Source organism: Sphingopyxis sp. PAMC25046 (assembly GCF_004795895.1).
Lineage (GTDB): Bacteria > Pseudomonadota > Alphaproteobacteria > Sphingomonadales > Sphingomonadaceae > Sphingopyxis.
Map to the genome: position 1 here is coordinate 2,189,556 of NZ_CP039250.1, position 19,920 is coordinate 2,209,475.

The window sequence follows — 19,920 nt, forward strand, 5'->3', positions numbered from 1 at the left end:
TTGGGGCAGGAAGGTCGCAATGAACACGCATGTCAGCCCGCGCCGCGGTAAAGAACTGCTCCGCGCCGATCGCGTCTACCGCGCGGGCGGCGGCATGGCGCGGCTGATCGCGCTGGCGCCAGCGCGCCTCTTCCACCATATGCTCGACCGGATCGACGCGGGGCTGGCTTACGGCACGATCGAGGGACATCTGCCCGACGCGAGTGTCCGGCTGCTTGGCGGGCGCGGCAAGGGGCCCGTGGCGGTCGTCCATCTTCATAGCTGGGCGGCGCTGGCGCGGCTCGCGCTGTCGGGCTCGGTTGGCTGGTATCGCGCCTTTGAAGCGCGCGAATGGTCGTCGCCCGATCCGGTGCCGCTGTTCGACTTGTTCATGCGCAACGGCGAGGCGTTGGGAAATGCCGGACGCGCGCGGGGGCCTTGGCGCTGGCTGAACCGCGCGATCCATTCGCTTAACCGCAACGACCGCCGCGGGGCCAAGCGGAACATCCATGCCCATTATGATTTGGGCAATGATTTCTATCGTTTATGGCTAGATCAAGCGATGAATTATTCGAGCGCGCTCTTCACTGATCCGCGCCAGTCGCTCGAGGATGCCCAGGCGGCGAAGATCAATGCGATCCTCGACCGGCTCGACCTGCGTTCGGGAAGTCGACTGCTCGAAATCGGGTGCGGCTGGGGCGCGCTCGCCGAACGCGCGGTCGAGCGGCACGACGTACTCTATACCGGCATCACCCTGTCGCCGGCGCAGGCCGAAATCGCCGACGCGCGCCTGCACGCGGTCGATTTGTCGGGACGCTCGCGGATCGAGCTCTGTGATTATCGCGACGCGCAGGGGCCTTATGACGCGATCGCCAGCGTCGAAATGGTCGAAGCGGTGGGCGAGGCCTATTGGCCCGCCTATCTCGACGCAATCGCGCGGCTGCTGCGTCCGGGCGGCAAGGCGGCGATCCAGTATATCTCGATCAACGACTCGCTTTTCGAACGCTATGCCGCGAGCAGCGACTTCATCCAGGCCTATATCTTCCCCGGTGGATGCCTGATTTCGGAAAGCCGCTTTCGCGCGCTTGCCGAGGCGAGGGGGCTCGCATGGCGCGACGTGCGCCGGTTCGGCGGCGATTATGCCGAGACGCTGCGACAGTGGCGCGAACGCTTCGACGCGGTGGTCGCGGCCGAGAAGCTCCCGGCGGGGTTCGACGATCGCTTCGTCCGGCTCTGGCGCTATTATCTGCAGTATTGCGAGGGAGGGTTTCGCGGCGGCGGGATCGACGTCGCGCAGGTCACGCTTGAAAAGACAGCCTGAAAACAGGGGAGGAAAGCATATGCGAAGATTTTTGGCGGCGGTGCTGCTCGGCACCGCGGCGGCGGGGTGCAGCGCGCCCGCGACGACGCAAACCACCGATCAACTGTCAAAGGATCTGCCAAAGGATTTGAATGTGCTGTTCTGGACCCAGGATCAACGCGACGCCGCCTTCCGCACGATGGAGACGGTTCCCAAGGTCGTCGTCAACACGGTGAAAGCGGGCGGACCCGTCTATCCGCTGCCGCTGGGAAAACCGCTCGACCTCGGCGGCGATGTTGATGCCTATATGGCGAAGCAGCGTAACGCGGGGCTGGTCATCGTGCAGGACGGCAAGGTGCGCCTCGAGAAATATGCACTCGGCTACGGCGCAGCGGGACGCTGGACGAGCTTCTCGGTCGCAAAGAGCTTCACCTCGACGCTTGTCGGCGCCGCGGTGAAGGACGGCTATATCAAGAGCCTCGACGACAAGGTCACCGTTTATATCCCCGGGCTCAAGGGCTCGGCCTATGACGACGTCTCGGTAAAGCAGCTGCTGACGATGACCTCGGGCGTCAAATGGAACGAGGATTATACCGATCCAAAATCCGACGTCGCGCAGTTCAACCTGCAAAAGCCCGTCGCGGGCGAGGATATAACAGTCAGCTATATGAAGACCTTGCCGCGCGAAGCGCCTGCGGGATCGAAGTGGGTGTACAAGACCGGCGAGACAAATTTGATCGGCGTGCTTGTATCGAGCGCGACGGGCAAGGCGCTGTCGCAATATCTGTCCGAGAAGATCTGGCAGCCCTTTGGCATGGAGCAGGACGCGGTGTGGATGCTTGGCGCGACGGGGCACGAAATCAGCGGTTGCTGCATGTCGGCGAGCCTCAAGGATTATGCGCGCTTCGGCCAGTTCATCCTTAACGGCGGCGTTGCGGGCGGCAAGAAGGTGCTTCCAGACGATTGGCTCGCGTTGGCGACCACGAAGCAGGCGGGGATCGAGATTCCCGGTCGAGGCTACGGCTATCAATGGTGGACGAACGACGACGGCAGCTTTGCCGCGCAGGGAATCTTCGGGCAGGGCATTTTCATCGATCCCGAGCGCAAGCTGGTGATCGCGTCGAACGGCAACTGGCCGACCGCGACCGATCCCGAAGGCGTCGGCGCGGCGCGCGAAGCCTTTTACAAGAGCGTGCAGGTGGCGGTGGATAAGGAAACCAAATAAGCCAGAAACGTCCGCCCCCGCGAAGGCGGGGGCCGCTGGACATATTGCGCTACGCCGATGGCGGCCCCCGCCTTCGGGGGGCGACGGGTTGTTAGTCGGTGATTATATTCGTCGCGCGCTGGGCCAGCCACACCGCCACGAGCGGGACAGCAACGCCCAGCGCCATGATCCACCAGCTGTCGGCGAGGGTCACGGCGCGGTACAGGGCCGCGCCGATGACCGCGCCTGCGACGACCCAGCCCGGACCGGTGCCCGCCGACACGCGCATTGCGAGCCAGCCGCCGGCGAAGGTGCCGATGAACCAGCCCGCTATCAGCGCGATCGTCGATCCGACCGGGATCAGGATTTCGCCGCTATTCGGATCGTAGACGTCGGGCGAAACTTCACTGCCGGCATATTGCGCCAGCCAGATCAGCGCGAAAGCGACGACGATACCGATCATCGCGGCGATCGCCGATCGCAAAATAGTCTTGGTCATTATTCCCGCGCCCTCGCAAACCCTCTTATGCGAACATCCTAGCGCAGGAAAACGAAGATGGCTTCAAGCTTTTTCCATGACCTTGGGCAACGCGTGGAACGCGGTGCTGTCGAAGCCCTCGACCATCAGCCGCGCGACATATTCGCCTACCGCCGCCGGGTCTTTGATGCTCTGCGGATCTTCGCCGGGATAGGCGCGCGCGCGCATCTGGGTGCGGGTGCCGCCGGGGTCGAGAATCGCGGTGCGCAGGGTGGAGATATTGCGCATTTCGGCGCCATAGCTCGTCACCAGCGTCTCGAATGCCGCCTTCGACGCGGCATAGGCGCCCCAATAGGCCCGCGGTTCGCGAGCGACGCCGCTCGACAGCGCGAGCAGGCGGCCGTTCGGCGCGCGGCGCAGCAGCGGGTCGAAATTGGCGATCAGCGCCTGCTGCGCGATCAGGTTGAGCGTCAGCAGCTTGTTGAATTCCTTGCCGTCGATCGCCGCTACGGGAGTCAGCGTGCCGAGCATCGCGGCGTTGAGCACGAGCATGTCGAGCTGCTGCCAGCGTTCGGCCATCGCACTCGCCAGCCGCGCGATGCTGTCGCCGTCGGTGAGGTCGAGCGGCGCGATCGTCGCGCTGCCGCCGGCTGCGTGGATGCGGTCCTCGAGTTCCTCGAGTCCGCCCGCGGTGCGCGCGGTGATCACGACATGCGCGCCGCGAGCTGCGAGTGCTTCGGCAATCGCTTCGCCGATCCCGCGGCTCGCCCCTGTGACAAGCGCGACCTGGCCCGCCAGTTCTTCAGACTTGTTCGTCATTGTGTCAGACAACCCGCTCGGCAAGCAGCGAAAATTGGTCTTCCAGTCCATGCTCGTCGAAATCGGTCAGCGTGGTGGGATAGTCGCCGGTGAAGCAGGCATCGCAATATTGCGGGGCGTCGTGCTTGCGGTCGGTTTCGCCAAGCGCGCGATAGAGGCCGTCGATCGTCAGAAAGGCGAGGCTGTCGGCGTTGATGAAATTCGCCATCTGGCCGACCGTCATCTGCGCTGCGAGCAATTTCGCGCGTTCGGGAGTGTCGACGCCGTAGAAACAGCTGTGTTGCGTGGGCGGACTCGCGATGCGCATATGCACTTCGGCGGCGCCGGCATCACGCATCATCTGCACGATCTTGAGGCTCGTCGTGCCGCGCACGATCGAATCGTCGATCAGCACGATGCGCTTGCCCGCGATCAGCGCGCGATTGGCGTTATGCTTCAACTTGACGCCGAGGTGGCGGACCTTGTCGCCTGGCTGGATGAAGGTGCGTCCGACATAGTGCGAGCGGATAATGCCGAGTTCGAACGGAATGCCCGATTCCTGCGCATAGCCGATCGCCGCCGGGGTGCCCGAATCGGGGACGGGGATGACGAGGTCGGCGTCAACCGGGTTTTCGCGCGCCAGCTCGGCGCCGATCGCCTTGCGCACCGAATAGACGCTCGTCCCGTCGACGATCGAATCGGGGCGCGAGAAATAAACATATTCGAAGATGCATGGCCGCGCCGACTGTTCGGCGAAGGGGCGGTGCGAGGTAAGCTGACCATCGCGGACGATGACGAGCTCGCCGGGTTCGACCGAGCGGACGAACTCGGCGCCAACCACATCCAGCGCGACGGTTTCGGAGGCGAGGATATGCGCATCGCCGAGCTTGCCGATCACGAGCGGGCGGATGCCCAGCGGATCGCGACAGCCGATCATGCCCTCGGCGGTCAGGCAGATCAGCGAATATGCACCCTCGACCTGCTTCAGCGCGTCGATGAAGCGATCGAGCAGCGATCGATAGTTCGACGTCGCGACGAGGTGGATGATCACCTCGGTATCGCTGGTCGACTGGAAGATCGACCCGCGGCGGACGAGAACCTTGCGGAGCGCCGCGGCGTTCGAAATATTGCCATTGTGAGCCACGGCAAAGCCACCGGTCGCCAGGTCGGCGAACAGAGGCTGGACGTTGCGCAGCGCGGTTTCGCCCGTGGTCGAATAGCGGACATGGCCCACCGACGATGCGCCTTGCAGCTGGCGCATGATGTCGTCGCGGTCGAAATTGCCGGCGACATGTCCCATTGCGCGGTGGGTGTGGAATTCCTTGCCGTCGAAGGCGGTGATGCCCGCGGCTTCCTGCCCGCGGTGCTGCAGGGCGTGAAGCCCCAGCGCGACAACCGCGGCGGCGCTGTCGGCGCCGTGAATACCAAATACGCCGCACTCCTCGCGGAGCTTGTCGTCGTCGAAAGGATGGGTCGTCAGCATGTCATTCCAGGGTCGGGCCAGGGGCGGTGGGCAGTGACTGCGGCGCATATAGGGACGGCGATCGCAAATGTCGCCCCCCTAATCACGCATTTGTAACACAGGGCGCGACGGACGGGGTGGCAGCAGCCGCAATCCTGCTCTAGAGCGCGCATTATGGATGATCAGCGCGATACGACCGACCGATTTCTCCCGCGTTTCGATGCCGCGGGGCTGGTGACCGCGATCGTCACCGACGCCGACAGCCACGTCCTGCTGATGGTTGCGCATATGAACGAAGAGGCGGTCGCGAAAACGCGCGAGACGGGGCAGGCGCATTTCTGGTCGCGTTCGCGCGGCTCGCTGTGGCGCAAGGGCGAAACCTCGGGCAACGGGCTGACGATCGTCGAGATGCGCGTCGATTGCGATCAGGACGCGCTGCTTCTGCGTGTCAAGCCCGCGGGCCCCGCGTGCCACACCGGGCGCCGCTCCTGCTTCTATCGCCGCGTCGAGGCCGAGGGCCGCCTGACCTTTCTGGCGGACGATGCGCAAGGCTGAAGCCCTTCTGGTGCTGGCGGCGATGCTGCTCGGGGGGTGCGAACGGCCCGAGCCCGACGCGAAGGGGATCGATGCGCGCAATCCGCTCGAGGTCGCGGCGCGCGAGCGCGGCGTCGTCCGTCCCGAAACGGACTCGCCGGTCGGCGTGTTCGAGCGCCGGCACGACCTTGGCCGCGACGCGATGTGCGTCGTTCCCAACGGCGCCGGGAAATGGCGCTTCGCGGTCACCGCTTCCTTTGGAACGACCCTGTCCTGTCTTGCGACCGGGACGATGGTGCGCGAGGGCGAAAAATGGCGGATGGACTTTGCCGGCGCGGAGGGCTGCGAGGCGCTGGTGCTCGAGGAGGAGGATGAATTGCGCCTGCCGGGCCGCTTGCCGCCGCAATGCGCGCGGCTGTGCCCGAACCGCGCCTCGCTTTCGGGTTTGCGGCTGCCGCGCGCGAGCTGGTCGGCCGATGATGCGAGGGACTTGCGGATCAGCGATCGAAGCGGCAATACGGTACGTCCCTGCGCGGGCTGACCGGTCCCGAAATCGCCAGATCGGGTGCTATTGACGTTCACGTCAACGGAAACTAGTTTCCTCGGCATGACCGAACCCTACGGCCACGCCCATATCGATACGCCCGATCATCTGGGGCGCGAGCAATTCAGTATCACCGACCTGTCGTCCGAGTTCGGGGTGACGGCGCGTGCGCTGCGCTTCTATGAGGATGAAGGCCTGATCAGCCCGTCGCGCAAGGGTCTGTCGCGTATCTATTCGAAGCGCGATCGCGCCCGGCTCGCGTGGATATTGCGCGCGAAGCGCACCGGGTTCAGCCTCGCCGACATTCGCGAGATGATCGACCTTTACGACGTCGGCGACGGCCGAAAATTGCAGCGGCAGGTGACGATCGAAAAATGCGAGGAACGCATCGCGTTGCTCCGCCGCCAGCGCGACGATATTGACAGCGCTGTAGATGAGCTGTCACGCTTCATCGATACGGTGAAGAAAGTCGACGCGCGCCAATAGGCCGCACGGCTGCTGACCCTCTGCCTCTCCCCAGGCAAGTTGACATCGAAACTGCTTTTCAGAAGGATTTCCCATGCCCGTCTATCGCGCTCCCGTGCAGGACACACTGTTCCTCCTCAACGATGTGCTCGGGATCGAGCGTTATTCGAACCTGCCCGGTTTCGCCAATGCGACCCCCGACATGATCGAAGCGGTGCTGACCGAGGCGGGAAAATTCTGCGAGGAAGTGCTGTTTCCGATCAACCAGTCGGGCGACCTCGAAGGTTGCACGCGCCACGACGACGGTTCGGTGACGACGCCCAAGGGTTTCAAGGAGGCCTATAAGGCCTATTCGGAAGCGGGTTGGGGCCTGCTCACCGCGCCCGAGGAATTCGGCGGGCAGGGTTTGCCGCATGTGATCGGTTTTCCGGTCGAGGAATATCGCAATGCCGCCAACCAGGCGTTCGCCATGTATCCGGGACTGACGCAGGGCGCGACCGCGGCGATCCTTGTCAAGGGATCGGACGAACAGAAGGCGACTTATGTTCCCAAGATGATCGCGGGCGATTGGGGCGGGACGATGAACCTGACCGAACCGCATTGCGGCACCGATCTTGGCCTCATCCGGACGCGCGCGGTGCCGAACGGCGACGGCAGCTATGCCGTCACCGGAACGAAAATCTTCATTTCGTCGGGCGAGCATGATCTGACCGAAAACATCATCCACCTGGTGCTCGCCAAGACCCCCGACGCGCCCGACAGCGTCAAGGGTATTTCGCTGTTCATCGTGCCGAAGTTCCTCGTCAATGACGACGGATCGCTCGGTGAGCGGAACACCCTCTCGTGCGGGTCGATCGAGCACAAGATGGGCATCCACGCCAACTCGACCTGCGTAATGAATTACGACGGCGCGAAGGGCTGGATGGTCGGCGAGGAGAATAAGGGGCTCGCCGCGATGTTCGTGATGATGAACGCCGCGCGCCTCGGCGTCGGCATCCAGGGTCTCGGCCAGGCCGATGTCGCCTATCAGAACGCCGTCCAATATGCGCAGGATCGCCGTCAGGGGCGTGCGCTCACCGGGCCGAAGGATCCGCAGGAAAAGGCCGATCCGCTGTTCGTGCATCCCGACGTGCGCCGGATGCTGATGGACGGCAAGGCGACGGTCGAGGGACTGCGCGCGCTCTGCACCTGGGGCGCGCTGCAGGTCGACCTCGCGCATGTTGCCGAGAGCGAGGAGGAGCGCCAGCGCGCCGACGATCTCGTCAGCCTGCTCACTCCGGTCATCAAGGGCTTCGGCACCGACAAGGGTTATGAGGTCGCGACCAACGCGCAGCAGGTGTTCGGCGGCCACGGCTACATCGAAGAGCAGGGCATGAGCCAATATGTCCGCGATGCCCGCATCACCATGATCTACGAAGGCGCGAACGGGGTGCAGGCGATGGATCTCGTCGGCCGCAAGCTCGCGCAGAATGGCGGCCGCGCCATCCAGACCTTCTTTGCGATCGTCGACGAAGAATGCGCGCGCGCGAAGGGCGATGAAGCGCTCGCGGATTTCGCGGGCCGGCTCGAAAAGGCGAATGGCGAGCTCAAGGCCGCGACGATGTGGTTCATGCAAAATGGCATGGCGAACCCGAACAATGTCGGCGCCGGCGCGCATCATTATATGCACATATTGGGGATCGTTGCGCTCGGCTCGATGTGGCTGATGATGGCCGAAGCCGCGACGAAAGCGCTCGCCGAAGGCCGCGGGAACAAGGCGTTCCTCGAAGCCAAGCTCGTCACCGCGCGCTATTTCGCCGAACGTTTCCTGCCCGACGCGGGTTCGCTCCGCCGCAAGATCGAAGCGGGCAGCGAGGCGATGATGGCGCTGACCCCCGAACAGTTCGCCGCCTGACTTTAGCCCTTGCAACTATCGCCGCCATCATGCGTGGTGGCGGCGATGGGGACAGAGCTTGCACCTATAGTCGTCGAAGGCCGCAACTGTTGGCGGATCGAACGTGCCAACAAGGCGCGGATGATCGTCGATGCCGCCGATTATTTCGAACTGCTCGAAATTCTGATGGCGAAGGCGGAAGAGCGTATCCTGCTCATCGGTTGGGACTTCGATCCGCGCATTGCGCTGAAACCCGACGAGGGGGGCAAGGGCGAACCGCTTGGCGACTATCTGCTGAAGCTCGCGCACGAAAAGCCCGATCGCGACATCGATATATTGCGCTGGAATTTCGGGGGACTGAAACAATTTGCGATACCACGCATCCTGTCGATGATCGCGCGATGGAAACTCACGCGCTCGATCAGTTTCCGTCTCGACAGTGCGCATCCGGTCGGCTGCAGCCATCACCAGAAGGTTGCGGTGTTCGACGATCATCTCGCCGTGTGCGGCGGGATCGACGTCGGTGCGCGGCGCTGGGACACTCGAGGGCACGAGGATGGCGACACGCGACGCATCGCCCCCGACGGCAAAGCCTATATGCCCTGGCACGACAGCACGATGATATTGGCTGGACCGGTGGGCAGCGCGCTCGCCGACCTCGGCAACGAGCGCTGGCAGCGTGCGACCAAAAAGCCGCTGCGCGACCTGACGGGCAAGGGCGAGAATTGGCCCGACGACCTGGAGCCCGATTTCGAGCGCGTCGACGTCGCCATTTCGCGCACGCGCGCCAAATATGACGGTTATGACGAAATTCGCGAGATCGAACAGCTATACCTCGACATGATCGCGGCGGCGAAGCGCTTCATCTATTTCGAAAATCAATATTTCACCTGCGGAAAGATCGCCGCGGCGATCGCCGAACGGCTGAACGAGGATGATCCGCCCGAATTCGTGATGGTGATGCCCGAAACTGCCGACGGCTGGCTCGAACAGATGGCGATGGACGCCGCGCGCGTGCAACTCGTCCGCGAAATCGCGAAAGCGAAGCATGGCGACCGGCTCAAGGTCTATTGTCCGCGGACGGCGAAGGGCGAGGCGATTTACGTTCACGCCAAGACCGCGGTGATCGACGACCGAATGATCCGTGTCGGTTCGGCCAATATGAACAACCGCTCGATGGGGCTCGACAGCGAATGCGACGTGACGATCGATGCCGCCTTGCCCGCGAACGCCGACGCTGGCCCTGCGATCCGACGCCTGCGCGAATCGTTGATCGCCGAGCATTTGGACGTCGATCCGGCCGAGGTGCGCCGCCAGTTCGAGGTGACGGGATCGCTGATCGCGACGATCGAGGCGCTTCGCGGCAACGGGCGGTCGCTCGAGCTGCTCGATCTGACCAAGCCGGGTCCGTTCGACGAATTCATCGCCGAGAATGAGTTGCTCGACCCGACGAGCCCCGAGGACATGTTCGAAAGCCTGACCGAGCGCGGCCTCAGGAAAAGCTGGCATCGCGGCCGCGACTGGATGCGGCGGCACCGGCCCTTTCGGCGAAGGGCCTAGTCGGCCAGCGACAGGATATGGTGCGCCTGCTTGAGGTGCGGTGCGTCGACCATCTTGCCGTCGACCTGGAGCACGCCGACGCCGGGGTTGGCCGCGAACGCATCGATGATCGCCTGCGCGCGCGCCACCTCGTCGGTCGAGGGCGTGAAGGCGGCGTTGATCGGACCGACCTGCGAGGGGTGGATCGCCATCATGCCCGTAAAACCGTCGCGTCGTGCGCGGGCGGCATAGGCAGCCAGACCAGCCTCGTCCTTGATCGCGGGAAATACGGTGTCGATCGCCGCGGTATTCGCGCCATGCGCCGCGAACAGGGTCAGTGCGCGCGCGGTCTCATAGGGCGAAGTGTAGCTGCCGTCGTCGTTCCGGCTCGTCGTCGCGCCGATCGCGGCGGGCAGATCCTCGGCGCCCCAGGTCAGGCCGAGCAGGCGGTCCTTTACTTCGCGGTAGCTGCCGAGCGTGAAGAGCGCGGCGGGCGTCTCGGTCGCGATCGGCAGGACGGCGGGCAGCGAGGCATCGCGCGCGGATTCGCTGCGCAGCACGGTGTCGAGCTGAAGGATACTCGGCGCACCCTCGGCCTTGGGCAGCATGATCGCATCGGGGCGGGCGCCGGCGATCGCGGCGACGTCGGCGGCGGTCATATGCCCGTCAAGCGGGTTGACGCGCACCAGCGTGATGACCTCTCGCTCGCCGGAAAGATAATCGGCGATCGCGGCGCGCGCCGTCTCCTTGTTCGCGAGCGCAACCGAATCCTCGAGGTCGAGGATGATCGCATCGGCGCCCGAGGCGGCCGCCTTGGCGAAACGCTCGGGGCGATCACCGGGGACGAAGAGGAGGGATCGGAGGCGCATCAGGCGTCCTTTTTCTTGATGAGCGCGGAGCGTTCGCACTGGCAGACGATCTCGTCGCGCTGGTTGATCGCGCGGTGCAGGAAGGTCACGATACCCGCATTCGGCCGCGATTTCGATTCCTTGAGGCCGATCACTTCGCTTTCCGCGCGCAATGTGTCGCCGATGAACACGGGCTTCGGCATCACTAGCTTGTCATAGCCGAGGTTTGCGACGAGCGTCCCGAGCGTCGTATCGCCGACCGACAGCCCGACCATCAGGCTGAAGGTGAAGGTGCCATTGACGAGGATTTGGCCGAACTCCGACGCCTTCGCCGCCTCGATGTCTAGGTGGAGCGGCTGCGGATTGTGCGTCATCGTCGTGAACAACAGATTGTCGGTCTCGGTCACCGTGCGCCGGATGTCGTGCGTCAGCGTGTCGCCGATCCGCCATTCGTCGAAAAACTTGCCTGCCATTATCAGTCCCTCAAATGCAGTTTCATGCCGACATGGCTCTGTACGAAGCCGAGCCGGGCGTAAAAACGGTGTGCCGCGGTGCGCGTTGCCGACGAAGTAAGCTGGACGAGCTTGCAGTCGCGCGCGCGGCATTGTTCGACCGCCCACAGGATCATCTGCTCGCCGAGCTTCTGTCCGCGCAGCCCGCTCGCGATGCGTACTGCTTCGATCAGCCCGCGCCAGCTTCCGCGAAAGGACAGGCCGGGAAGGAAGCTCAATTGCATCGTCCCGACGACGCGGCCGTCCAGTTCGGCTGCGATCAGATGCTGGTTCGGATCGGCATCGATCACCTCGAACGCCGCGAGGTAGCGCGGGTCTGACCGGTCGGCCTCGCGCCCCGGAGGGATCGTATCCTCCGCAAGCATGGCAAGGATAGCGGGAAGGTCCGCCACCGTTGCATCGCGGAAGGTCAGCTCGTTCATTCGGCCGCCTCGATCTTCGCGAGCAACGCTTCGACCTGCACTTGAGTACCTGCGATCGCGTTGAGTTCGGCGACGATGCCGTCGAACGGTGCCGTCAGGCTATGCTCCATCTTCATCGCTTCGAGGGTCAGCAGCTTCTGACCCTTGGTCACCTTGTCGCCCGCGGCGACATCGACCGCGATGATCTTGCCCGGCATCGGCGACAGGATCGCGCCGTCGCTCGCTCCGCCGCCGGTGCCGCCCGCGGCGCGCCATGGGGTAAGCTGCCACACCGCGCCGCTTTCGGCCACCAGCATGGCCGGTGCCGGCTCGTCGGTGCCGGGGCCGTGCAGCGTCACGTCGACGCGCTTGCCGTCGAGCAGGAATGGCGCGTTGCGCACGTCGGGGGCGTTGAGGCGGAACCCCGATTGCAGCGCGCGAGGCACCATCGCCATCGCGGCATTGGTCAGTGCCTGCCCGGAAGGAACCGGCTCGGCAGTCATGCTGTCGCCGTCGCGGCCGATAAGTCCTGTATCGACCGTTCCCGCGACGAAATCGGGATGGTCGAGCGCGGCGATCAGGAAGGCCGAATTGGTCCTCACCGGCCAGATCGCGCTGTCCTCCAGCATCTCCGACAGCATCTCGCGCGCTTCCTCGCGGTCCTCGCCCCAGGCGATGACCTTGGCGATCATCGGGTCATAGAAGGGCGAGACTTCGGCGCCTTCATAGACGCCGGTGTCGACGCGGCCGCTATGTTCGGGAAGCTGGAACAGTTCGAGCGTGCCGATGCTCGGCAGGAATCCCTTGGCGGGATCCTCGGCATAGAGCCGCGCTTCCATCGCCCAGCCGTTGATCGCGAGTTCGTCCTGCCCCAGCGGGATGGGCTCACCCGACGCGACGCGGAGCTGCCATTCGACCAGATCGACGCCGGTGATCTCTTCGGTCACCGGATGTTCGACCTGCAGCCGCGTGTTCATTTCCATGAACCAGATACGGTCGGCGCGCAGGCCCTCCGACGCGTCGGCGATGAACTCGATCGTCCCCGCGCCGACATAGTCGACCGCCTTCGCAGCGCGCACCGCGGCGGCGCAGAGGTCGGCGCGCGTGGCGTCGTCCATGCCGGGGGCAGGGGCTTCCTCGATCACCTTTTGGTGACGGCGCTGCAGCGAGCAATCGCGCTCGAACAGATGGACCACATTGCCATGCGTGTCGCCGAACACCTGCACCTCGATATGGCGCGGGGTCAGGATATATTTCTCGATCAGCACATGATCGTTGCCGAACGACGCCGCCGCCTCGCGCTGGCACGAGGCGAGCATGTCCGCAAAATCGGCCGCGGCATCGACCTTGCGCATCCCCTTGCCGCCGCCGCCCGCGACCGCCTTGATCAACACGGGGTAGCCGATTTCGGCCGCCTGTTCGGCGAGGAAAGCGGGATCCTGATTTTCGCCCATATAGCCCGGCGTCACCGGCACTCCGGCGTCGGCCATCAGCTTCTTCGCAGCGTCCTTCAGCCCCATCGCGGTGATCGACGAGGGCTTCGGTCCAACCCACACGAGCCCCGCATCGGCGACCGCCTGCGCGAACTCGGCGTTCTCGGATAGGAAGCCATAGCCCGGATGGATCGCCTCGGCGCCGGTCGCCTTGGCGGCGGCGATGATCTTCTCACCGATCAGATAGGATTCGCGCGCCGGCGAGGGCCCGATATGCACGGCCTCGTCGGCCTCGCGCACATGCAGCGCCTTTGCGTCGGCATCCGAGTAGACCGCAACGGTTCTTATGCCCATCTCGCGCGCGGTGCGGATGATGCGACAGGCGATTTCGCCACGATTGGCGATGAGGAGGGAGGTGATCATGGTCATTACATCCTGAACACGCCGAAGCCGCGGTCTTCGACCGGGGCGTTCAACGTCGCGGAGAAGGCCAGTCCGAGCACGTCGCGCGTCTGTGCGGGGTCGATGATGCCATCGTCCCACAGGCGCGCGGTGGCGTGATAGGGGTTGCCTTCATCCTCATATTTCTGGCGGATCGGCGCCTTGAAGGCCTCGGCCTCGTCGGGCGTCCATTTGTCGGCGTCGCGGTGAACCGTCGCGAGCACGCTTGCCGCCTGCTCGCCGCCCATCACGCTGATCCGTGCATTGGGCCAAGTGAACAGGAAACGCGGCGAATAAGCGCGCCCGCACATGCCGTAATTGCCCGCGCCGAAGCTGCCGCCGATCAGTACGGTGATCTTCGGCACCGTTGCCGTCGCCACCGCCGTCACCAGCTTCGCGCCATGCTTGGCAATCCCCTCGGCCTCATATTTGCCGCCGACCATGAAGCCCGAAATATTCTGGAGGAAGAGCAGGGGAATGCGCCGCTGCTGCGCCAGCTCGATGAAATGCGCGCCCTTGACCGCGCTCTCGCTGAACAGCACGCCATTGTTCGCGAGGATCGCGACCGGAATGCCCCAGATATGCGCGAAGCCGCAAACGAGCGTGCTGCCGTAATTCGCCTTGAACTCGTGGAACTCGCTGCCGTCGACGATGCGCGCAATCACCTCGTGTACGTCATAGGGTGCGCGCACATCCTGCGGAATGATGCCGTAGAGTTCCTCGGCGTCATATTTCGGCGGCCGCGGTTCCTTCATCTCGACCTTGAAACCTTCGTCGGTGCCGAGATGACTGACGATATCGCGCACGATGGTCAGTGCATGCTCGTCATTTTCGGCGAGATGGTCGACGACGCCCGATTTCTTCGCGTGCAGGTCGCCGCCGCCCAGATCCTCGGCGCTGATCTCTTCGCCCGTCGCGGCCTTCACCAGCGGCGGGCCGGCGAGGAAGATCGTGCCTTGATTGCGCACGATGACGGTTTCGTCGCTCATCGCGGGCACGTAAGCGCCGCCCGCGGTGCAGCTTCCCATCACGCACGCGATCTGCGGGATACGCTTCGCCGACATATTCGCCTGGTTGAAGAAAATGCGCCCGAAATGGTCGCGGTCGGGAAAGACCTGATCCTGATGCGGCAGGTTCGCGCCGCCCGAGTCGACGAGGTAGACGCAGGGCAGGCGGTTCGCCTCGGCAATCTCCTGCGCGCGAAGATGCTTCTTCACCGTCATCGGATAGTATGTGCCGCCCTTCACCGTCGCGTCGTTGCAGACGATCATCGTCTGCCGCCCCGAGACGCGGCCGATGCCCGCGATCATCCCCGCGCCGGGGATTTCGCCGCCATACATGTCGCACGCCGCGAGCTGGCCGATCTCGAGGAAGGGCGAACCCGGATCGAGCAGCCGCTCGACGCGCTCGCGCGGCAGCAGCTTGCCGCGGCTCGTGTGCCGCTCGCGCGACTTTTCGTTGCCGCCGAGGCCGGCCTCGGCGACGCGCGCGTACAGCTCGTCGCGCAAGCCGCGATTGTGCGCGGTATTGGCGCGGAACGCGTCGCTCTCGCTACTCACCATCGTGCCCAGAACAGGTGCGCTCACGTTTCGAAATCTCCTCTGAAGTCGGGCCGGACTATCCCGCCGCTCGTCGAGCGACAAGGACCGCAGGCCGAAAATGGTTGGCGTTGAAACCAATTCGTCACAGGCCTATGCCCCTCGCACGCCCGTTTAAGAACAAGGTCATTCCCATGAAAAAAGCCGTCCTCGCCATATTGCTTTCGACCGCCGCGATCGTCGCGGGGCCCGTCGCCTGTTCGAAGGGCGACCAGACTGACAAGGCCGACACCAGCTACACTGTCGGCACCGAACTCGGGATCAGCAAGGCCGCGATGGACACCAGCGTGAAGTCCGGCGACGACTTTTACGCCTATGCCAACGGCAATTGGCAAAGGACGACCGAAATCCCCGCCGACCGCTCGTCGATCGGCGCCTTCTACATCGCCTTTCTCGAGACCGAGAAGCGCGTCCGCGAGCTGGTCGGCGCGATCGTCCAGCAGGGCGGCGAGCCGGCCACCGACGAAGGGCGCATCGCGGCTTTCTACAAGGCCTATATGAACACTCAGGCGATCGACGCGGCGGGCATCAAGCCGGTCGCGGCCGACCTCGCGCGCTTCGCCGCGATCAACGACAAGGCCGCGCTGTCGAAGGTCCTCGGCGAACAGACCCGCGCCGACGTCGACCCGCTCAACGCGACCGACTTCGGGACCGAGAATCTCTTCGGCATCTTTGTGACGCAGGGGCTCGCGACCCCGGGCGAAGTGATCCCCTATATGTTGCAGGGCGGCCTCGGGCTTCCCGAGCGCGAATATTATCTGTCGGCCGACCCCAAGATGGCCAAGATCCGCTCCGATTATCAGGCCTACATCGAAAAGCTGCTGACCGCGGCGGGCCAGAGCGACGCTGCGGCGAAGGCCAAGCGCATCTACGACCTCGAACTCAAGATCGCGCGGGCGCACGTCAGCCGCGAACAGAGCGAGGACTTTACCAAATCGGCCGACGTCTGGACCAAGGCCGACTTCGCCAAGAAGGCGCCGGGAATCGACTGGGATGCCTGGTTCGCTGCGGCGAAGCTCGACACGGCGGGCAAGTTCGGCGCCTACCACGCGAACGCGATCACCGGCCTGTCGGCGCTTGTGGCGTCGGAGCCGCTCGATGCGTGGAAGGATTGGCTGACGTTCCACCAGATCAACAGCCATAGCGACGTGCTGCCGAGCGCGATCGACAATGCCCACTTCGCCTTTTACGGCACGACGCTTGCGGGCACACCGCAGCAGCGCAGCCGCGACAAGCGCGCTCTCGACGCGCTGAACACCGACCTCGGCGACGCGGTCGGCCGCGTCTATGCCGAGAAATATTTCCCGGCCTCCGCCAAAGCCGAAGTCGGCGACATGGTGAAGGGCATCAAGGCGGCGTTCGCGACGCGCGTGAACGGCATCGACTGGATGGCGCCCGAAACCAAGAAGGAAGCGATCAAGAAGGTCGAAACGATCGTCGTCGGCGTCGGCTATCCCGAAAGCTGGCGCGATTATGGCAGTTACAGCGTCAGCGCGACCGACGCATATGCGAATGAAATTGCGGCGGGGAAGGCTGAATATGCCCACCAGCTCGCGAAGATCGGCAAGCCGATGGACAAGGCCGAATGGTGGATGACCCCGCAGACGGTCAATGCGGTCAATCTGCCGGTGCAGAACGCGCTGAACTTCCCCGCCGCGATCCTCCAGCCGCCCTTCTTCAACGCCAAGGCCGATCCAGCCTATAACTATGGCGCGATCGGTGCCGTCATCGGCCACGAGATCAGCCACAGCTTCGATAATAATGGTGCCGCGTTCGACTCGACGGGCGCGCTGCGCAACTGGTGGACCGCCGCCGACCTCAAGAAGTTCGAGGAAGCGGGCTCGTCGCTCGCCGCGCAATACGACACGTACAAGCCGTTCCCCGACCTCGCGGTGAACGGCAAGCTGACGCTGGGTGAGAATATCGCCGACGTCGCGGGTCTTCAGGCCGCCTATGACGCGTATCGCGCGTCGCTGAACGGCAAGGAAGCGCCGGTAATCGGCGGCTTCACTGGCGACCAGCGCTTCTTCATCGCCTATGCGCAGACTTGGGCGACCAAGATGCGCGACGAGGCACTGCGCGCGCGCGTCGCGACCGACGGCCACGCACCGGGCAATTATCGCGCGCTCACCGTCCGCAACCTCGACGCCTGGTACAAGGCGTTCGACGTCAAGGAAGGCGACAAGCTCTACCTTGCGCCCGACAAGCGCGTCCGCGTCTGGGGCTGATGACCGGGAAGGGCGGGGCACTCAGTCGGTCCCGCCCTGATCCGCCGGCCCGCCGGGCTTTTCTTTCAGGATCAGATAGCGATAGACGCCGACGCAGTTGATGCAGAGCAGGGCGATATTCTGCCATCCGATGCCTTCGCTGTCGGGTTGCAGGAAACCCCAGCCGATCAGCGCAAGACTGCTCGTCACGAAGATGACGAACGCCCAGCCGGTCCAGCGCCGCCCGAGGTTGAGCGAAACGAGCAGCGCCGCAAGCGTCGCCGCGCCCGCGCCATAATATTGCAGGATGTCGAGCAGCGTCTGGCTCACCGGCGATCGACCCGGTTGCTGACTTCGATCAGATTGCCGTCGGGATCGCGGAAATAGAGCGAGTCGATCGTTCCGGTTGCGCCGTCGCGAAGGCCGCTGTCGACAATCTCGACCCCCTCGGCCGCCAGATGCACGCGCCATTCGGCGACTGGCGTGTCGCTAAGCACGCAGAAATTGCCGCTGCCGGGCACGGTATCGCGCGCGATAGTCGGGCTGTCGGCGGCATCCTGCAGGCTGATCTTGTTTTCGCCGAACTGCAGCGAATATTTGCCCGGCCGCTCCTCGCGCGCGGCCATGCCCAAAACGCGCTGGTAGAAATCGCGCGTCGCGGCGACGTCGCGCACGCACAGCACGATATGATCGAAACCGGTGACGGCGAGGGGCGCGCGCATGGTCATGCCAACGCGCCGATCAAGGCAAGGATGCCCGCGCCGGCTAGCGCCGGCCATGCGATATGGCGGCCCTTCGTATAGGCTGCGTCGAAAAGTCCCGAAGCGAGCCACCCGCCCCCGATGACGATCAATACACCCTTGGGCGTGCCGGGCCATGCGACCGCCGCCGCCGAAATCAGCATCAGTACCGACGTCGCATGCCATGCGAAGCGGATAATCCGGCGCGTCAGTGGATTGGCGAGCGAGCCCGCTTCGCCGCGCAGCAGCGGGACCATCATCCGACGATAGCCGAGCACCGAATGAACCCCGGCCGTCGTCACCATGAAGGCGGCCGACAGCCAGAGCCAGATCACGCGCCGGCGCCGATCAGTTCGCGGCCGATCAGCATGCGACGGATCTCGTTCGTCCCCGCGCCGATGTCGAGCAGCTTGGCGTCGCGCCAGTAACGTTCGACCGGCCAGTCCTTGGTATATCCCGCGCCGCCGAGCGCCTGGATCGCTTCGCCCGCGACCTTCACGGCATTCTCGCTCGCGAGCAGAATCGCGCCCGCGGCGTCGAAACGCGTCGTCTGGCCGGCGTCGCAGGCTTTGGCGACATTATAGACATAGGAACGCGCCGACTGGAGCATCACATACATGTCGGCGACCTTGGCCTGCATCAGCTGGAACGATCCGATCGGCTTGCCGAACTGTTTGCGCTCGCGAACATAAGGAATGACCGTATCGAGGCACGCCTGCATGATACCGAGCTGGAGCCCGGCGAGCACGACGCGTTCGTAATCGAGCCCCGACATCAGCACGCCGACGCCGCCATTCTCAGGCCCCATGACCTGTTCTTCGCTGACTTCGCAATCGGTGAAGACCAGCTCGGCGGTCGGCGAGCCGCGCATCCCGACCTTTTCTATCTTCTGTCCGATCGCGAACCCCGGCATGTCCTTTTCGATCAGGAAGGCGGTGATGCCGCGCGATCCCGCCTCGGGGCTGGTCTTGGCATAGACGACCAGCGTGTCGGCGCAGGTCGCGTTGGTGATCCAGAATTTGGTGCCGTTGAGGACATAGCCGCCCTGAACCTTGTCGGCCTTCAGTTTCATCGACACGACGTCGCTGCCGGCGCCCGCTTCGGACATGGCAAGGCTGCCGACATGCTCGCCCGAGATCAGCTTGGGGAGATATTTCGCCTTTTGCTCGGCATTGCCCCAGCGGCGGATCTGATTGACGCAAAGATTTGAATGCGCGCCGTAGGAAAGGCCGATCGCGGCGCTCGCGCGGCTCACTTCCTCGACCGCGATGACATGCTCGAGATAGCCGAGGCCGAGGCCGCCGAACTCTTCCTCGACGGTGATGCCGTGCAGCCCGAGCTCGCCCATCGCCGTCCACAGCTCGTCGCGCGGAAACCAGTCCTGTGCGTCGGCCTTGGCGGCGAGCGGCGCGATCTGTTCGTCGGCAAAGCGAGCGGTGGTGTCGCGGATCATCTCGGCGGTTTCGCCGAGCGCGAAATCGAAATCGGGGGTGGCGCGCATGGAGGACCTATCGATGGAGGGCAGGATTGCGCGCGAGTGTGCATCAAAATTCCATCATATGGA

At 64.4% G+C, this 19,920-nt stretch carries 20 protein-coding genes; 8 read left to right on the plus strand and 12 right to left on the minus strand.

From position 1 onward, the window contains the following. The first annotated feature begins 19 nt into the window (after nucleotides 1–19). Entirely contained in the window at nucleotides 20–1,300 is a 1,281-nt protein-coding gene (locus E5675_RS10260; protein WP_136174420.1) for a cyclopropane-fatty-acyl-phospholipid synthase family protein, read from the plus strand. Nucleotides 1,301–1,319: 19 nt separating this feature from the next. Beyond that, a complete protein-coding gene (locus E5675_RS10265; RefSeq protein WP_136174421.1) occupies nucleotides 1,320–2,504 on the plus strand; it encodes a serine hydrolase domain-containing protein in 1,185 nt (394 codons plus the stop codon). 91 nt (nucleotides 2,505–2,595) lie between these two features. On the opposite strand, the gene E5675_RS10270 is transcribed toward E5675_RS10265, so the two are convergent. The 3 genes from E5675_RS10270 to purF all read right to left on the minus strand — a co-directional run bounded on the left by E5675_RS10270 (nucleotide 2,596) and on the right by purF (nucleotide 5,242). Beyond that, nucleotides 2,596–2,982, minus strand: a complete 387-nt coding sequence (locus E5675_RS10270) for a hypothetical protein (RefSeq protein ID WP_136174422.1) — start codon at nucleotides 2,980–2,982, stop codon at nucleotides 2,596–2,598. A gap of 63 nt (nucleotides 2,983–3,045) precedes the next feature. After that, a complete protein-coding gene (locus tag E5675_RS10275) occupies nucleotides 3,046–3,780 on the minus strand; it encodes an SDR family NAD(P)-dependent oxidoreductase (RefSeq protein ID WP_136174423.1) in 735 nt (244 codons plus the stop codon). 4 nt (nucleotides 3,781–3,784) lie between these two features. After that, nucleotides 3,785–5,242, minus strand: a complete 1,458-nt coding sequence (gene purF / locus E5675_RS10280) for an amidophosphoribosyltransferase (RefSeq protein WP_136174424.1) — start codon at nucleotides 5,240–5,242, stop codon at nucleotides 3,785–3,787. 153 nt (nucleotides 5,243–5,395) lie between these two features. On the opposite strand from purF, the gene hisI reads away from it, so the two are divergent. The 5 genes from hisI to E5675_RS10305 all read left to right on the plus strand — a co-directional run bounded on the left by hisI (nucleotide 5,396) and on the right by E5675_RS10305 (nucleotide 10,197). Beyond that, nucleotides 5,396–5,776, plus strand: coding sequence for a phosphoribosyl-AMP cyclohydrolase (gene hisI / locus E5675_RS10285; RefSeq protein WP_136174425.1), 381 nt, complete (start codon nucleotides 5,396–5,398; stop codon nucleotides 5,774–5,776). After that, complete coding sequence (locus E5675_RS10290; RefSeq protein ID WP_136174426.1) at nucleotides 5,763–6,296, plus strand: hypothetical protein; 534 nt, start codon at nucleotides 5,763–5,765, stop codon at nucleotides 6,294–6,296. Before hisI ends, E5675_RS10290 begins: the two co-directional genes overlap by 14 nt. 66 nt (nucleotides 6,297–6,362) lie before the next feature. Beyond that, nucleotides 6,363–6,785 carry a MerR family DNA-binding transcriptional regulator gene (locus E5675_RS10295; protein WP_136174427.1) on the plus strand — a complete coding sequence of 141 codons (423 nt, stop codon included), beginning with the start codon at nucleotides 6,363–6,365 and terminating at the stop codon, nucleotides 6,783–6,785. Between the two features lie 73 nt (nucleotides 6,786–6,858). After that, nucleotides 6,859–8,658 carry an acyl-CoA dehydrogenase C-terminal domain-containing protein gene (locus E5675_RS10300; RefSeq protein ID WP_136174428.1) on the plus strand — a complete coding sequence of 600 codons (1,800 nt, stop codon included), beginning with the start codon at nucleotides 6,859–6,861 and terminating at the stop codon, nucleotides 8,656–8,658. A gap of 45 nt (nucleotides 8,659–8,703) precedes the next feature. Further along, complete coding sequence (locus E5675_RS10305; RefSeq protein ID WP_136174429.1) at nucleotides 8,704–10,197, plus strand: phospholipase D-like domain-containing protein; 1,494 nt, start codon at nucleotides 8,704–8,706, stop codon at nucleotides 10,195–10,197. Here E5675_RS10305 and E5675_RS10310 read toward each other — a convergent pair. From E5675_RS10310 to E5675_RS10330, 5 genes are read right to left on the minus strand one after another with little or no spacing between them, the layout of a single operon-like run. Then, complete coding sequence (locus E5675_RS10310; RefSeq protein WP_136174430.1) at nucleotides 10,194–11,045, minus strand: CoA ester lyase; 852 nt, start codon at nucleotides 11,043–11,045, stop codon at nucleotides 10,194–10,196. The two genes, E5675_RS10305 and E5675_RS10310, sit on opposite strands and share 4 nt — an antisense overlap. Further along, the gene (locus E5675_RS10315) at nucleotides 11,045–11,497 is read right to left on the minus strand and encodes a MaoC family dehydratase (protein WP_136174431.1); all 453 of its coding nucleotides are present in this window, start codon (nucleotides 11,495–11,497) and stop codon (nucleotides 11,045–11,047) included. The genes E5675_RS10310 and E5675_RS10315 overlap by 1 nt, the downstream gene beginning before the upstream one ends. A gap of 2 nt (nucleotides 11,498–11,499) precedes the next feature. Next, nucleotides 11,500–11,958, minus strand: coding sequence for a GNAT family N-acetyltransferase (locus E5675_RS10320; RefSeq protein WP_136174432.1), 459 nt, complete (start codon nucleotides 11,956–11,958; stop codon nucleotides 11,500–11,502). Beyond that, complete coding sequence (locus E5675_RS10325) at nucleotides 11,955–13,793, minus strand: acetyl/propionyl/methylcrotonyl-CoA carboxylase subunit alpha (RefSeq protein ID WP_136174433.1); 1,839 nt, start codon at nucleotides 13,791–13,793, stop codon at nucleotides 11,955–11,957. The genes E5675_RS10320 and E5675_RS10325 overlap by 4 nt, the downstream gene beginning before the upstream one ends. A 5-nt stretch (nucleotides 13,794–13,798) precedes the next feature. Further along, the gene (locus tag E5675_RS10330) at nucleotides 13,799–15,397 is read right to left on the minus strand and encodes a carboxyl transferase domain-containing protein (protein ID WP_136174434.1); all 1,599 of its coding nucleotides are present in this window, start codon (nucleotides 15,395–15,397) and stop codon (nucleotides 13,799–13,801) included. A gap of 146 nt (nucleotides 15,398–15,543) precedes the next feature. Here E5675_RS10330 and E5675_RS10335 point away from each other — a divergent pair, with 146 nt between their 5' ends. After that, nucleotides 15,544–17,637 (plus strand): M13 family metallopeptidase, encoded by a 2,094-nt coding sequence (locus tag E5675_RS10335; RefSeq protein ID WP_136174435.1) that lies wholly within the window; start codon nucleotides 15,544–15,546, stop codon nucleotides 17,635–17,637. Between the two features lie 21 nt (nucleotides 17,638–17,658). Here E5675_RS10335 and E5675_RS10340 read toward each other — a convergent pair whose 3' ends face one another. The 4 genes from E5675_RS10340 to E5675_RS10355 are packed head-to-tail and all read right to left on the minus strand — an operon-like array spanning nucleotide 17,659 to nucleotide 19,857. Beyond that, nucleotides 17,659–17,946, minus strand: a complete 288-nt coding sequence (locus E5675_RS10340; RefSeq protein WP_136174436.1) for a hypothetical protein — start codon at nucleotides 17,944–17,946, stop codon at nucleotides 17,659–17,661. Then, complete coding sequence (locus tag E5675_RS10345) at nucleotides 17,943–18,344, minus strand: VOC family protein (protein ID WP_210727642.1); 402 nt, start codon at nucleotides 18,342–18,344, stop codon at nucleotides 17,943–17,945. Before E5675_RS10345 ends, E5675_RS10340 begins: the two co-directional genes overlap by 4 nt. Continuing rightward, on the minus strand, nucleotides 18,341–18,691 hold the full coding sequence (locus tag E5675_RS10350; RefSeq protein ID WP_136174437.1) for a hypothetical protein: 351 nt from the start codon (nucleotides 18,689–18,691) through the stop codon (nucleotides 18,341–18,343). The genes E5675_RS10345 and E5675_RS10350 overlap by 4 nt, the downstream gene beginning before the upstream one ends. Continuing rightward, nucleotides 18,688–19,857 carry an isovaleryl-CoA dehydrogenase gene (locus E5675_RS10355; RefSeq protein ID WP_136174438.1) on the minus strand — a complete coding sequence of 390 codons (1,170 nt, stop codon included), beginning with the start codon at nucleotides 19,855–19,857 and terminating at the stop codon, nucleotides 18,688–18,690. The genes E5675_RS10350 and E5675_RS10355 overlap by 4 nt, the downstream gene beginning before the upstream one ends. Nucleotides 19,858–19,920 lie beyond the last annotated feature (63 nt).

Excerpts from the sequence above, each read along its gene's own strand:
- hisI (WP_136174425.1), top strand. The coding sequence starts at position 5,396 with ATGGATGATCAGCGCGATACGACCGACCGATTTCTCCCGCGTTTCGAT.
- E5675_RS10305 (WP_136174429.1), top strand. The coding sequence starts at position 8,704 with ATGGGGACAGAGCTTGCACCTATAGTCGTCGAAGGCCGCAACTGTTGG.
- E5675_RS10335 (WP_136174435.1), top strand. The coding sequence starts at position 15,544 with ATGAAAAAAGCCGTCCTCGCCATATTGCTTTCGACCGCCGCGATCGTC.
- E5675_RS10295 (WP_136174427.1), top strand. The coding sequence starts at position 6,363 with ATGACCGAACCCTACGGCCACGCCCATATCGATACGCCCGATCATCTG.
- E5675_RS10275 (WP_136174423.1), bottom strand. The coding sequence starts at position 3,780 with ATGACGAACAAGTCTGAAGAACTGGCGGGCCAGGTCGCGCTTGTCACA.
- E5675_RS10290 (WP_136174426.1), top strand. The coding sequence starts at position 5,763 with ATGCGCAAGGCTGAAGCCCTTCTGGTGCTGGCGGCGATGCTGCTCGGG.
- E5675_RS10345 (WP_210727642.1), bottom strand. The coding sequence starts at position 18,344 with ATGACCATGCGCGCGCCCCTCGCCGTCACCGGTTTCGATCATATCGTG.
- E5675_RS10270 (WP_136174422.1), bottom strand. The coding sequence starts at position 2,982 with ATGACCAAGACTATTTTGCGATCGGCGATCGCCGCGATGATCGGTATC.
- E5675_RS10320 (WP_136174432.1), bottom strand. The coding sequence starts at position 11,958 with ATGAACGAGCTGACCTTCCGCGATGCAACGGTGGCGGACCTTCCCGCT.
- E5675_RS10300 (WP_136174428.1), top strand. The coding sequence starts at position 6,859 with ATGCCCGTCTATCGCGCTCCCGTGCAGGACACACTGTTCCTCCTCAAC.
- E5675_RS10325 (WP_136174433.1), bottom strand. The coding sequence starts at position 13,793 with ATGATCACCTCCCTCCTCATCGCCAATCGTGGCGAAATCGCCTGTCGC.
- E5675_RS10265 (WP_136174421.1), top strand. The coding sequence starts at position 1,320 with ATGCGAAGATTTTTGGCGGCGGTGCTGCTCGGCACCGCGGCGGCGGGG.
- E5675_RS10310 (WP_136174430.1), bottom strand. The coding sequence starts at position 11,045 with ATGCGCCTCCGATCCCTCCTCTTCGTCCCCGGTGATCGCCCCGAGCGT.
- purF (WP_136174424.1), bottom strand. The coding sequence starts at position 5,242 with ATGCTGACGACCCATCCTTTCGACGACGACAAGCTCCGCGAGGAGTGC.
- E5675_RS10355 (WP_136174438.1), bottom strand. The coding sequence starts at position 19,857 with ATGCGCGCCACCCCCGATTTCGATTTCGCGCTCGGCGAAACCGCCGAG.
- E5675_RS10260 (WP_136174420.1), top strand. The coding sequence starts at position 20 with ATGAACACGCATGTCAGCCCGCGCCGCGGTAAAGAACTGCTCCGCGCC.
- E5675_RS10315 (WP_136174431.1), bottom strand. The coding sequence starts at position 11,497 with ATGGCAGGCAAGTTTTTCGACGAATGGCGGATCGGCGACACGCTGACG.